Source organism: Hymenobacter cellulosivorans, assembly GCF_022919135.1.
Taxonomy (GTDB): Bacteria; Bacteroidota; Bacteroidia; order Cytophagales; family Hymenobacteraceae; genus Hymenobacter; species Hymenobacter cellulosivorans.
This window is the reverse complement of record NZ_CP095049.1, coordinates 3,480,744-3,493,310: the sequence shown is the minus strand read 5'-3', so window position 1 is coordinate 3,493,310 and position 12,567 is coordinate 3,480,744. Positions and strand designations below refer to the sequence as shown.

At 58.1% G+C, this 12,567-nt stretch carries 11 protein-coding genes; 6 read left to right on the top strand and 5 right to left on the bottom strand.

Annotation, left to right across the window (positions count from 1 at the left end):
* Positions 1–31: 31 nt before the first annotated feature.
* From MUN80_RS14790 to MUN80_RS14780, 3 genes are all read right to left on the bottom strand, one after another.
* Entirely contained in the window at positions 32–655 is a 624-nt protein-coding gene (locus tag MUN80_RS14790) for a bifunctional nuclease family protein (protein WP_244714136.1), read from the bottom strand.
* Between the two features lie 99 nt (positions 656–754).
* Positions 755–1,732, bottom strand: a complete 978-nt coding sequence (locus MUN80_RS14785) for an electron transfer flavoprotein subunit alpha/FixB family protein (RefSeq protein ID WP_244714134.1) — start codon at positions 1,730–1,732, stop codon at positions 755–757.
* A 109-nt stretch (positions 1,733–1,841) separates the two neighbouring features.
* On the bottom strand, positions 1,842–2,582 hold the full coding sequence (locus MUN80_RS14780; protein WP_244714133.1) for an electron transfer flavoprotein subunit beta/FixA family protein: 741 nt from the start codon (positions 2,580–2,582) through the stop codon (positions 1,842–1,844).
* 78 nt (positions 2,583–2,660) lie between these two features.
* Between MUN80_RS14780 and MUN80_RS14775 the strand changes: the two genes are divergently transcribed.
* The 3 genes from MUN80_RS14775 (at position 2,661) to MUN80_RS14765 (ending at position 4,704) form a co-directional block, all read left to right on the top strand.
* Positions 2,661–2,999, top strand: coding sequence for a tetratricopeptide repeat protein (locus MUN80_RS14775; protein WP_244714131.1), 339 nt, complete (start codon positions 2,661–2,663; stop codon positions 2,997–2,999).
* 281 nt (positions 3,000–3,280) lie between these two features.
* Positions 3,281–4,129, top strand: coding sequence for a transporter (locus MUN80_RS14770; protein ID WP_244714130.1), 849 nt, complete (start codon positions 3,281–3,283; stop codon positions 4,127–4,129).
* A gap of 128 nt (positions 4,130–4,257) precedes the next feature.
* On the top strand, positions 4,258–4,704 hold the full coding sequence (locus MUN80_RS14765; RefSeq protein WP_244714129.1) for a hypothetical protein: 447 nt from the start codon (positions 4,258–4,260) through the stop codon (positions 4,702–4,704).
* Here MUN80_RS14765 and MUN80_RS14760 read toward each other — a convergent pair.
* On the bottom strand, positions 4,701–5,951 hold the full coding sequence (locus MUN80_RS14760; RefSeq protein WP_244714128.1) for a M20/M25/M40 family metallo-hydrolase: 1,251 nt from the start codon (positions 5,949–5,951) through the stop codon (positions 4,701–4,703). The genes MUN80_RS14765 and MUN80_RS14760 overlap by 4 nt on opposite strands.
* Before the next feature lie 208 nt (positions 5,952–6,159).
* On the opposite strand from MUN80_RS14760, the gene MUN80_RS14755 reads away from it, so the two are divergent.
* Complete coding sequence (locus MUN80_RS14755; protein WP_244714127.1) at positions 6,160–6,636, top strand: META domain-containing protein; 477 nt, start codon at positions 6,160–6,162, stop codon at positions 6,634–6,636.
* Between the two features lie 84 nt (positions 6,637–6,720).
* On the opposite strand, the gene MUN80_RS14750 is transcribed toward MUN80_RS14755, so the two are convergent.
* Positions 6,721–10,170, bottom strand: coding sequence for a pyruvate carboxylase (locus MUN80_RS14750; RefSeq protein ID WP_244714126.1), 3,450 nt, complete (start codon positions 10,168–10,170; stop codon positions 6,721–6,723).
* Between the two features lie 211 nt (positions 10,171–10,381).
* Here MUN80_RS14750 and MUN80_RS14745 point away from each other — a divergent pair, with 211 nt between their 5' ends.
* Both MUN80_RS14745 and MUN80_RS14740 read left to right on the top strand, forming a co-directional pair.
* Complete coding sequence (locus MUN80_RS14745) at positions 10,382–11,098, top strand: SDR family NAD(P)-dependent oxidoreductase (protein WP_244714125.1); 717 nt, start codon at positions 10,382–10,384, stop codon at positions 11,096–11,098.
* A gap of 121 nt (positions 11,099–11,219) precedes the next feature.
* Positions 11,220–12,539, top strand: coding sequence for a cryptochrome/photolyase family protein (locus MUN80_RS14740; RefSeq protein WP_244714124.1), 1,320 nt, complete (start codon positions 11,220–11,222; stop codon positions 12,537–12,539).
* Positions 12,540–12,567: the final 28 nt, after the last annotated feature.

The window sequence follows — 12,567 nt, the reverse complement described above, 5'->3', positions numbered from 1 at the left end:
AGGGAAGCCGTTTTGTTAGCTAAAAAGCCTCTTAGCCGTTTCGCTTGTTTAGTTCGTCACGGATTTTGGCAGCCTTTTCATAATCTTCTTTTTCGAGGGCCTGGGCCAGCATCTTGGTCAGCTCGTCCAGGGAAACCTGCCCGCTGGGGTCGCGGGGCGTCGGCTCTGGCTTGGGGCTGCCCGTGGTGTCGTCATCCTCGTCCTCGTCATCTTCGTCGGTATCGTCGTCGGCATTCTCATCCAAATCGCTCAGGATAATACCAGCCTCGCTCAGCACGCTTTCCACAGTGTAAATAGGCACGCCGAAACGCAGGCCAATGGCAATAGCGTCACTGGGCCGGGCATCCAGCTCAAAGGTCGTGGCACCGTCGGTGCACACGATTTTGGAGTAGAACACGCCCTCTTTCAAATCCGAAATCAGGACTTCCAGCACGGCTACGTGTACATGCTCAGCAAACGACTTGAACAAGTCGTGGGTCAGCGGCCGGTTGGGGTTGATTTTCTCAATCTGGATGGCAATGCTTTGCGCCTCAAACATGCCGATGATGATGGGCAAACGACGGTTGCCGGTTTTCTCACCCAGAATCAGGGCAAAGGAGCCGGACTGCGACTGGCTGGAGGAAAGGCCCAGAATTTCGAGCTGTATTTTTTTCAAGGTATCTAGGAGCTTAGGGTCTTGGGAGCTTGGGGTCTTGGACGCGTCAGAGGAACAAAGCTAGGCTTTCTCGTTTCTGAAACCCAAGACCCCAAGACCCTAATTCAATTCCTTAATGGCCTGGGTGAGCTTGGGCAGTACTTCGAAAACGTCGCCTACGATGCCATAATCAGCCGCCTTAAAGAACGGTGCCTCCGGATCTTTGTTGATTACGACAATCACTTTCGAGGAGTTGACCCCGGCCAGGTGCTGAATAGCGCCCGAAATACCGCAAGCAATGTACAGGTTAGGCGAAACAGTGATACCGGTCTGGCCCACGTGCTCGTGGTGAGGGCGCCAGTCGACGTCCGACACGGGCTTGGAGCAGGCTGTAGCCGCACCCAGAGCCTTAGCTAGGTCCTCAATCAGGTGCCAGTTTTCGGGGCCTTTCATGCCGCGGCCACCCGATACGACACGGTCAGCCTCGGGCAGCAGCACGCCACCGGCCTGATCCTGCATCACTACCTGCTTGGGAGCGTCAGCAAAGTCAGCATCCGAGAGGCTAGCCGAGAAAGATTCCACCGTAGCGGTTTTACCGGCTTCGTGCAGGGCCTCAATCGAGTTTTTCTTGACAGCCAGAATTTTCCGGTCGCCAGTCAGCACCACGTCGGCAAAGGCTTTGCCCGAGAAGGCACCGCGCTTCACTGTGAAGGAGCCCCCATCATTTTTGGGCAGCTCTACCACGTTGGTAGCCAAGCTAGCCTTGAGGCGCACCGACAGGCGCGAGCCCACGGCGGCACCGATGTTGGAGTTGGCCAGCACGATTACCTGGGCGCCTTCTTTCTCAGCGGCGGCGGCAATCAGCTTGGTATAGGCACCATTCACGAAATCCTTCAAGCGAGGCTCTGCGTCATACAGCACCTTGCTGATGCCCTGCTCACCGAGCTGGGCCAGGTTGGCTTCGGTAGCCTCGCCAACGGCTACGGCCGTGGCCGTGGTGCCGAGCATCTGGGCTACCTGGCTTCCGTACGAAGCCACTTCCAACGACGACTTTTTAACCTCGCCGCCATCACATTCAACTACTACTAGAACTGACATTATTTCTTAGAACTAAGAGGTTAGAGCTTAGAACTTAGATTTTGGCCGGAACTGCACACCCAATAAAAAACAGGTCTGAGTTCTAAGCTCTAAAATCTAAGCTCTCCAACTAGATGACCTTGGCTTCGTTGCGGAGCAGCTTGATCAAATCACCAGCCGATTCGGCGGGGATGAGCTTCACGCCCTGCTTCTTGGGGGGCAACGCGTACTCGGCTACCGAGGTGCGGGCACCTTCACCAGTAGGCTCCACTACTTTCAGCGGCTTGGTGCGGGCCGTCATAATGCCGCGCATGTTCGGGATGCGGGGCTCGCACATGGGCTGCTGGCAGGAAGCCACGAAGGGCGTAGCTACTTCCACGATTTCCTTGCCGCCTTCGATTTCACGCTCCAGCGTGGCCGTGTTGCCGCTCATATCGAGCTTCATGGCCGGGGCTACGGTCGGGATGCCGAGCAGTTCGCCCACCATGCCGTGCACCTGGAAGCCATTATAGTCAATGCTTTCCTTACCCATCAGAATCACGTCGTAGGCGCCTTCCTTGGCAATGGCGGCAATCTGCTCGGCCACGAAGTAGGCATCCTTGGGCGCGGCGTTGACGCGGATAGCGTCGTCGGCGCCGATGGCCAGGGCTTTACGAATGTTGGGCTCGGTGTCGGCTTCGCCAACGTTGAGGACGGTTACGGTGCCGCTGCCCTGGGCTTCTTTGAGCTCAATGGCGCGGGTCAGGGCGTATTCGTCCCAGGGATTAATCACGAACTGCACCCCGGCCTTGTTGAACTCCTTGTTATCGGGCGTGAAGGTGATTTTGGTGGTCGTGTCGGGAACGTTGCTGATGCAAACGAGAAACTTCATCTACGGCTGCTTGTGGATGGGAGATAAACTACGGGAAAGCCCCTAATTTCGGGCGAAGATACAGAAAACTCCCTCCCGATGGATACCACGCCGACCCGCCTGCAGCAGCTGCTGACCTTTTACAACGAAGACCCGAACGACCCGTTCATCATCTACGCCCTGGCCACTGAGTATCGGACGACGGAGCCCCAACGGGCTATGGAGTATTACCAGAAACTGCTGGATGAGCACCCTGATTATGTGGGTACGTACTACCACGCAGGCAAGATGCTGGAGCACCTACAAAATCCGGAAGAAGCGGAAAAGGTTTACCGGCGTGGGCTGCAGATCAGCCGCAAAGCGGGCCAGATGCACGCCGCCAGTGAAATTCAGCAGGCCCTGAACTCGCTGCTTGGCCTCGATTACGAAGACGAGTAAGCTGCCCGGGCCGCTTCCGGCATCTAATAAACGTCATGGAACAGTGGCAGACATAAGGCGGAACGGCAAAAGGTGAAGGTATGACAAGCGCGGGGCGAACCACCAGCGCCTGTTCTCCTGAGAGAACGGGTAGGTGGTGGTTCGCCCCGCAAAATACGCTGCATGCCGAGCATTTTCAAGTAAAAGCGCAGAATAATTGTAACCTGTAAAGAGAAATTGCGTTTTAACGAGGCTTTATCGAAATATTCGAACGATAAAATGGTGGCGCGTGTCAACAGAGCATGCGTAAGACCACTCTGCTGACCACCGCCGGGCTGTTGCTCGTCGGCTCCGCCCGCACCCTGGCCCAAACTACTGACCCCAGCCTCGGCAACGAAGACACGCCTTTTGTGCGCAATATTCGCCCCGACCGGCCCGGGCAGACCATTACTACCAACATGCTGAACCCCGGCCAGTTTCAACTCGAAACCGGCATCAGCAGTCAGCCCGACCCGTTTGCCCCCGGCACTTCGACCACTCGTAATCTGAGTACCGGCCTGCTCCGGATAGGCTTCTTCAACAACATCGAGTTGCGGGTGTCCCAGGGCTACCTCTCCCCCTTGGCGGCAACCAGCCGCGCGACGGAGGCGGGTAGTACTGACGTAGTGCGGCCGGCCGGCTTTACGCCCACCACGGTAGGCGCCAAGTTTCTGGCTTCCACTACGCCCAATGCCCGATCCCAGGTGGTGGTACTGGCCGAAATGACCATGCTCAATGGCGACAATACCCTAAAGCCCACGCAGTATGAGCCGGCAGCCCGCCTGCTGGTTTCCCAGCAAATCGGGGAGCGGTTTGGCCTGGAAGCCAATTTCGGCTTTCGGCAACGGGGCTTTAAGGCGGCCGACACCAAGCGCGGTACCTACCTGGGTACTTTGGCCCTAAATGGCCCACTGACAAATTCCGTGGGCTTTTTCGCGGAAACCTACGCCACCTGGCAGCAGCAAAGCACTCTGGCGCCCGGCGTTACGTCGGGGCTATACTGGCGGCCCTGGCCAGGTCTGCGCCTGGACGTCAACGCAGGCAAAGCATTTTCCGGCCTTGCTAAGGGCACTACCGTAGGAGCTGGCTTAAGTCTGCGGGTAGGCCGTTAACTTTCCTTATTGCATTATAAAGCTCAAAGAGTGGGTGGACTTGGGTCCGCGTATTCTTTGAGCTTTATTTTTGGTACTTATATTATATTTTATTATACTTGATTTATACATACGTTTATCCCACCCCTATGAAACACTCCTACACATTCGTTTTCGGCCTGCTGCTGCTCATGCTTTCCTTCGCCCCCGTGCGGGCCCAAATGGCACCGGACAGCAATGGGCATTACCGACCTACAAAGGGGCTCAGCGACCCGGAACAACCCGACCCGCGCTATGCCAGCAGCGTGGAAGTAAATGAGCTAAAAGACCAAATCAAGCTGCTTACGGATGCGTATAGCCGGCTTGTGGAGCAGCACAACCAGCAAGCCGACCGGCTGCAGACCTTGGAAAGGGCGACGCGCACGGCTGGTCCGCCCGCCCCCGGGAATTACCGGCCAACATCATCACCATCCGCAAGCTGTAGCGAGACGTTGTTACAACGCTTGACGTGGCTACCAGCTGCGGCGTCCATACTAAAAAAGCCCTGGCCAATGCTATTGGCCAGGGCTTCTGGGTTTAGAAAGTGTCAGGTTTAGGGCCGCTGACCCACGGTCTCCGGGCTGATCCGCGTGGGCGTCTGCTGGCCCGACACGATACCGGCAGAACTGCGGGCAATGGCCGTAATAACGGCTGTCATGTTGGCCAGGTCCAGGCTTTCAATTTCGTCGTCGACGGTGTGGTAGCGCTTGTCCGTCGGAATCTGGTCGGTACTGATGGTATGGGCTGGTACGCCCAGACGGGCCAGCGTGGCGTTGTCGGAACGGTAAAACAGATTTTGCTCAGGATACGGGTCGGGCTCGAAGCGGAAGGGCGTGCCGGTGAGGTTGCGCTGCAGCAGCTTGCCGAAGTCCGACTTGTCGAAACCGGTAATAAAGGCCGTATTCGGGCCAAACTTTGCCTGCTTGCCAATCATTTCGATGTTGAACATGGCCGTAATCTGCTTCGCGTCGAGCTGGCGTGAGAAGTACTGAGAGCCGAAGCCGCCGATTTCTTCGGCCGTGAAAGCCGCAAATACCAGCGTACGGGCATTGTCATTCTTCTTTTTGAAATACTCGGCCAGCGCCACGACGGCCGTGGTGCCACTGGCATCGTCGTCGGCGCCGTTGGCGATGTTGTCGCCGGCCACAGGCGCGATTAGCCCCAGATGGTCATAGTGGGAAGAAAAAACGACCATTTCGGCGGCCCGGGCCGGGTCTTTGCCCGGCAGCACGCCCACTACGTTACGAATCTCGATGGGCCGCACGGTGGTATTGGCCGCCACACGAAATTTGACGCCGGCATTCGGAGTCGCTGTCAGGGCCACTACGCAGGAGTACGGGCCGGGCTTTTCGGCCGACAAGCGGCCTCGTTTGGTGTAGTCAACCAGGCGCTGGAAATCCTCGGCGCGGGCGGGGTCCAGAATGACAATCAGGTTTTCGGTAGGCTCCAGAATTTGCCGGAACACCTGCCGGGGCATGGCCTGAGCCCCGATAACCATGACGCGGGCGGCGGGGTCATCCTCACTGGTCCAGTTCAGCTGCGGCTGCCCCGATACCAGCAGGGTCTTATCTTGCGGCACATTGGTACCGTTAATCGTCACGTAGAGGGCAGCCGTTTTGCTTTCATATACCGGAAACACCTGCTCATATCCTTTCACGCCGGGCAACGACTCCAGGCCCAGCTTCTGAAATTCAGCCGCCAGAAACTGGGCCGCTTTCAAACCGCCGGGCTGGGTAGAGGCCCGGCCTTCCATGGCATCATCGGCCAGGGCCCGGGCTACTCGTTCTACCGTGGCGGGTGCCACGGCAACGGCTGGCCCAGAAGTTGCAGCCGTGGATTTCTTTTGAGCAATAAGCGGGCAGGAGAGCAGGCAAAGGAATAAGAAGATTGGGGGGATTTTTTGCATAACGCAAATTAAGCCTTTTGGCAACTCTTCAATACGGTTTCGGCGGCTTTTCGGCATTTTTTCTACCACTTTCGCGCTTTTCAACGCAGTTGTTACTCCTCTTTTCATGAACACTTCCCTATTCTTATTATCCGCCACTGTTTTCGTTCAGCTGCTGGCTAGCTGCCAAACTACGGCTCCAGTTACGGCCACTCAGCCGGCAACGGCAGCTACCACCCCTCCGGCCGAGCTGCGCAATACCCGCTGGGTGCTACGCTCACTACACAACCGTGCCATAACGACGCCAACCAATGGTGAAGCCTACCTGCTGCTGCGTAACGAAGAGCAACAAGCCGAAGGAAATGCCGGCTGCAACCGATTTGGGGGCTCTTTTTCTCTACCCAAAGCCGGAGCGCTGCAGTTTGGGCCGCTCAGGAGTACCCGTATGGCTTGCCTATCGGAGCAGGACAATACCACGGAACAAGGTTTTCTGACCGTGCTGGCTGCCACTCGTACCTACCAGATCAGCGGGGATACGCTGCGCCTGTACGCCGAAAACACCACCCAGCCCGGAGCCGTGCTGCACGCCGTATATCTGCACTAACGAATGACGCACCCCGCGCACAAAAGCCGGTCTGTTAGTACAGACCGGCTTTTGAATTTATAGCAAACCAGTAAGGAGTCTTTTCTAAGCCAAGGTCAGCACCAGGTCGTCGGCGTTGACCAAAGTGCCTTCCGGGAGCTGCACGCCCTGCACGGTGGTATCGTCGGGGGCGGTGATGGTGGTTTCCATCTTCATGGCCTCGATGATGAAGAGCGGGGTGTTGCGCTTCACCTGCTGCCCGCTTTCGACTAATACCTTGGAGAGCATGCCCTGGAGCGGGGCCCCCACCTGCCGGGGATTGGCCTTGTCGATTTTCTGATTGCGCACCGTCTTGACTTCCACCGATTTGTCGCGCACTTCCAGGTTGCGGGTCTGGCCGTTGAAGGAGAAGAACACCGTGCGGCAACCGTCGTCGTTGACTTCGCCCACGGAGCGCAGCTTGACAATCACCGATTTACCGCGGGCAATGTCGATGATGGTTTCCTCGCCGGGCTTGAGGCCGTAGAAAAACACCCGCGTGGGCACAAGGGAAACGTCGCCAAACTGCTGGAAATGGGCCCAGTACTGCTCGAACACCTTGGGGTAGAGCAAGTAGCTTAGCAGGTCGGTGAACTTGACGCCTTCGCCGAATTTCTCCTCAAACTTCTTCCACTCCTTCTTGAAATCAATGGGCTTGAGGTGTTCGTTGGGCCGGTCGGTGAAGGGCTTTTCGTCCTTAAGAATCAGCTTTTGCAGCTCCTGGGGCCAGCCGCCTTCCGGTTGTCCGATGTCGCCGCGGAACAAACTCTGCACCGACTCTGGGAAGCTCAGGGAGTGGCCTTTTTCGAGCACGTCGCTCGTGGTTAGGTTGTTGGAAACCATGAACAAAGCCATGTCGCCGACCACTTTCGACGACGGGGTCACCTTCACGATGTCGCCGAACAGCTCGTTGACATCGGCAAAGGTCTTTTTCACCTGCTCAAATTTGTCGCCGAGGCCCAGGGCGGCGGCCTGGGGGCGCAGGTTGGAATACTGACCACCGGGAATTTCGTGCTGGAATACCTCCGACGTGCCGGCTTTTAGGCCCGACTCGAACGGATAATAATACTCGCGCACCGTTTCCCAGTAGTTGGAAAAGTCGTTGAGGCTGTCCTGGTCAAACTCCCGGTGCCGGGGCGTGCCGCGGAACATTTCCACCACCGAGTTGAAATTGGGCTGGGAGGTCAGGCCCGACAAGGAGCCCATAGCCACGTCGATGACATCCACGCCGGCTTCTACGGCCTTGAGGTAAGTAGCGGGCTGCAACGACGAGGTGTCGTGGGTGTGCAGGTGAATGGGGATGTTGACCGTGTCGCGCAGGGCGGTGATGAGCTCGGTAGCGGCGTAGGGCTTGAGCAGGCCGGCCATGTCCTTGATGCACAGGATATGGGCCCCGGCATCCTCGATTTGCTTGGCCAGGCGCAGGTAGTAGTCCAGGGAGTATTTCTGGTTGCGCTTGGGGTCCAGAATGTCACCGGTGTAGCAGATGCTGGCTTCGGCCAGACCTTTGGTTTTCTTGCGCACAAAGTTGATGCAAGACTCCATGCCCGGCATCCAGTTGAGCGAGTCGAAAATGCGGAACACGTCGACGCCGGTTTCCCAGGCCTGCTGCACAAACCGCTCGGTGAGGTTATCCGGGTAGGCCTTGTAGCCCACCCCGTTGGCCCCGCGAATCAGCATCTGGAGCAAAATATTGGGCACGGCTTCCCGGATTTTGGCCAGCCGCTCCCAGGGGTCTTCGTGCAGAAAGCGCAGAGCCACGTCGAACGTTGCGCCGCCCCAGACCTCCATTGAAAACGTCTGGGGGTGCAGCTTGGCGTAGCGCTCAGCCACTTTGAGCATGTCGAAGGTGCGCATGCGGGTGGCCAGCAGGCTCTGGTGAGCGTCGCGGAAGGTGGTATCGGTGTAGTGAACGAGCGGGTCTTCGCGCAGCCACTTGGCAAAGCCCTCGGGGCCCAGTTCGGTGAGCTTGTTCTTAGTGCCGGGCTGGTAGGCCGCGTCCAGGTCGAACTTGGGCAGAATGGGTTTGCGCAGCTCTTTTTTCGGGTCAATCAGCCCTTTCACATCGGGGTTACCATTGACGATAATATCACCGACGAAGCCCAGAATCTTGGTGCCGCGGTCCTGACGCGGCTTGAATTTGAACAGCTCCTGGTGGTCCTTGATGAAGTCCACATTAGCCTGCCCGCCGACGAAGGTCGGGTTGGCAATGATGTTCTGTAGGAACTGGATATTGGTGCGCACCCCGCGGATGCGGAATTCGTCCAGGGTGCGGGCCATTTTGGAGGCCGCACCTTCCAGCGTGGGCGCGTGGGCCGACACTTTCACCAGCAGCGAGTCGAAAAACGGTGAAATCTTGGCGCCCTGGTACACCGAGCCCTGATCCAGACGGATGCCGAAGCCCCCGGCCGAGCGGTAGGCCACGATGGTGCCGTAGTCGGGCTTAAAGTCGTTTTCGGGGTCTTCGGTGGTAATGCGGCACTGAATGGCGTAGCCGTTTTTCATTGGCCTCCCTCCCACTTCCAGTCCGATTTCGGGGTCCGAGAGCCGGGCACCGTCGGCAATGTATATCTGGGTTTTAATCAGGTCGATGCCGGTAATCATTTCCGTGACGGTATGCTCGACCTGGATGCGGGGGTTCACCTCGATAAAGTAAATCCGGTCCATTTCGGGGTTGACCAGAAATTCGACCGTACCCACGTTGTTGTAGTTCACGGCCCGGCCCAGGCGCAGCGCATACTCATATAAGAGGTGGCGCATGTGGTCGGGCAGGTTGAGCGAGGGCGCTACCTCCACCACTTTCTGGTAGCGGCGCTGTACCGAGCAGTCCCGCTCGTAGAGGTGGACGATGTTGCCGTGGGTGTCGGCCACGAGCTGCACCTCGATGTGCTTGGGGTTCTCAACAAACTTCTCCAGAAACACGGTGTCGTCGCCGAAGGCTTTCAGGGCCTCGTTGCGGGCCTCGAAGAAGCCGCGTTCCAGCTGCTCGTCGTCGCGGATGACGCGCATGCCCCGGCCCCCGCCGCCGCTAGCTGCCTTCAGCATCACCGGGTAGCCGATGCGGTTGGCTTCGCGCTGGGCGGTTTCCAAGTCGTTGAGGTCTTCGACACTGCTTTCAATGATGGGTACCTGGCACTGCACAGCCACTTTTTTGGCTGCCACTTTGTCGCCAAGGGCTTCCATGACTTCGGGGCGTGGTCCGACGAAGATGATGCCTTCCTCCCCGCAGCGCCGGGCCAGCGTTGCGTTTTCTGACAAGAAGCCGTAGCCGGGGTGAATAGCGTCCACGCCGTTGGCCTTGGCAACGCGCAAAATGCCTTCAATATCCAGGTAGGGCTTCAGCGGGTCATCGTCGCGGCCAATCTGGTAGGCTTCATCGGCTTTATAGCGGTGCAGCGAGTAGCGGTCCTCGTAGGTGTAGATGGCCACGGTGGGAATGCCCAGCTCGGTGGCGGCCCGTAATACGCGGATGGCGATTTCGCCCCGGTTGGCGACCAGCAGTTTGCGGATGTTCATAGACTACGGTAGACGTGTTTGGCAGTGGAAAGAGCGTTGAGGTCGGAAAGCTAGGAAAAAGGCAGGTAAACCCTAGAATTTTGCAGCGAATTTTTGCTAACTGCTGCAATTCGCAAACAAACATTCGTTATTTTTTGCATTAAGGTTACAAGATATAAACCTTGGGGAGCTGGCTCAGTTGTGTTTTCACAACCTCGGCACTACTCCACCCATGAACTTTTCAGAAAAGAATATTTTGCTCGTCGGCGCTTCCTCCGGCATTGGCCTGGCCACCGCTCAGCTCCTGCACACGCTGGAAGCCAAGCTCTTCACTATTTCCCGCCACCTTTCGCCCGAGCTGGCTGAGTTGAGCACAACCCACTTTGAGGCCGATGCTACCCAGCCGCTACCGGCCGAACTGCTGACCCAGCTCCCCGAAACCCTGCACGGCGTGGTATACTGCCCCGGCAGCATCAAGCTCCGGCCCTTCGAGCGAATTCCACTGGATGACTTCCGCTCCGACTTCGAGCTGAACGTGCTGGGTGCGGTGCAGGTGTTGCAGGCCACGATGAAGAAGCTCAAAAAGGCCGAAGGCGCTTCGGTAGTGCTCTTTAGCACCGTGGCGGCCACCACGGGCATGAGTTTCCACACCAGTATTGCCACGGCCAAAGCTGCGGTGGAAGGCCTCACCCGGGCCCTGGCCGCCGAGTACGCCGGCAGCAACATTCGCGTCAACGCTATTGCGCCTTCTTTGACCAATACACCTTTGGCCGCGCCCTTGCTTAACTCACCCGAGAAAGCAGAGGCTGGGGCCAAGCGCCACCCGCTGCAGCGTATCGGCCAGCCCGAGGACCTAGCCTACATGGCCTCCTTCCTGCTTTCCAACCACAGCGGCTTCATCACCGGGCAGGTCATGCCCGTGGATGGGGGTTTGGGCAAGCTGAAGTAATTTTTAGTTGCTCGTTGTCAGTTGTTAGGAGCAGGCGTCAACCGACCTTACAACTGACAACGAACAACGAACAACCAATAACTAACAACTGACAACGAGCAACTAACAACTAAGCGAAGCAATGAAAATAGCCTTGTTCTGGCACCGGCGCGACTTACGGCAGCACGACAATGCGGGCCTGACGGCGGCTTTGCAAAGCGGCTACCCGGTCGTGCCGCTGTTTATCTACGACCGGGAAATCCTGGACTTGCTGCCCAGCCGCCGCGACGCCCGGGTAACCTTTATCTACGATGAGGTGGAGCGCCTGGCCCGGCAGACCGAGCAGGCCGGCGGTACGTTTTTGGCCTTTTATGGCAAGCCGCTGGAGGTTTTTGCCCAGCTCACGCAGCAGCACGATGTAGCCGCCGTGTACACCAACGAAGACTACGAGCCCTACGCTGCCGTGCGCGACGCGGCCGTGGCCGAACTGCTGCAACAAGCCGGGGCGGAGCTGCAGCTGTATAAGGACCAGGTGATTTTTGCCAAGAATGAAATTCTGAGCAAGTCGGGCACGCCGCCCAAGGTGTTTGGGGCCTACAGCAAAGCTTGGCTGGCCGCCCTGCGCGACGAGCATTTGGTGCCCTACCCTTCGCGGGACTTATTTACCAAGGTAAATCTGGCTCAGCTGCCCGGTGCCGCGCCGCGCCCGACACTGGAACAGATGGGCTTCGAACGGTTTGAGCAGGAGGTACCTGCCGCTGAGCTGCCGGCCGAGGAGCTGGTGCGCAACTACCACAACACCCGCGACAAACCTGGCTTGGTGAACAGCAGCACGCGCCGCTCGGTGCATTTGCGCTTTGGGACGCTGAGCGTGCGGGAGCTGATGCGGCAGGCCCGGGAGCTAAATCCCAAGCTGCTGAACGAGTTGATCTGGCGGGACTTTTTCATGATGCTGCTCTGGCACTTTCCCTACACGGCCACCGAAAGCTACGACCCACGCCTGCGCCAAGTGCCCTACCGCAACAATGAAGCAGAATTCCAGGCCTGGTGCGAGGGCCGCACCGGCTACCCGCTCGTCGATGCTGGCATGCGGGAGCTCAACCAGACCGGCTACATGCCCAACCGGGCCCGGATTGCCGCGGCGGGCTTTCTGGTCAAGCACCTGCTTATCGACTGGCGCTGGGGTGACCGATACTTTGCCGACAAGCTGCTCGACTACGACATGGCCCAGAACGTGGGCAACTGGCAATGGATGGCCGGCACCGGAGCCGTGGCCGCGCCGTGGTTTCGGGTGTACAGCCCGCAAAGTCAGCAGGAACAGTATGATGCCACCTTTGCCTACGTCTGGCAGTGGGTACCCGAATTTGGCACCTGCGAGTATCCCAAGCCCATTGTCGATCATAAGTTTGCCCGGGAGCGGGCCATTGCTACATTTCGCGCCGCTTATCAGGGTGCCAGCTAGCTTAGTGTCTGTTTAGTGGTTCCCTTCC

Coding starts and splice junctions, on each gene's coding strand:
- MUN80_RS14740 (WP_244714124.1), top strand. CDS start 11,220: ATGAAAATAGCCTTGTTCTGGCACCGGCGCGACTTACGGCAGCACGAC.
- MUN80_RS14770 (WP_244714130.1), top strand. CDS start 3,281: ATGCGTAAGACCACTCTGCTGACCACCGCCGGGCTGTTGCTCGTCGGC.
- MUN80_RS14785 (WP_244714134.1), bottom strand. CDS start 1,732: ATGTCAGTTCTAGTAGTAGTTGAATGTGATGGCGGCGAGGTTAAAAAG.
- MUN80_RS14745 (WP_244714125.1), top strand. CDS start 10,382: ATGAACTTTTCAGAAAAGAATATTTTGCTCGTCGGCGCTTCCTCCGGC.
- MUN80_RS14780 (WP_244714133.1), bottom strand. CDS start 2,582: ATGAAGTTTCTCGTTTGCATCAGCAACGTTCCCGACACGACCACCAAA.
- MUN80_RS14755 (WP_244714127.1), top strand. CDS start 6,160: ATGAACACTTCCCTATTCTTATTATCCGCCACTGTTTTCGTTCAGCTG.
- MUN80_RS14765 (WP_244714129.1), top strand. CDS start 4,258: ATGAAACACTCCTACACATTCGTTTTCGGCCTGCTGCTGCTCATGCTT.
- MUN80_RS14750 (WP_244714126.1), bottom strand. CDS start 10,170: ATGAACATCCGCAAACTGCTGGTCGCCAACCGGGGCGAAATCGCCATC.
- MUN80_RS14775 (WP_244714131.1), top strand. CDS start 2,661: ATGGATACCACGCCGACCCGCCTGCAGCAGCTGCTGACCTTTTACAAC.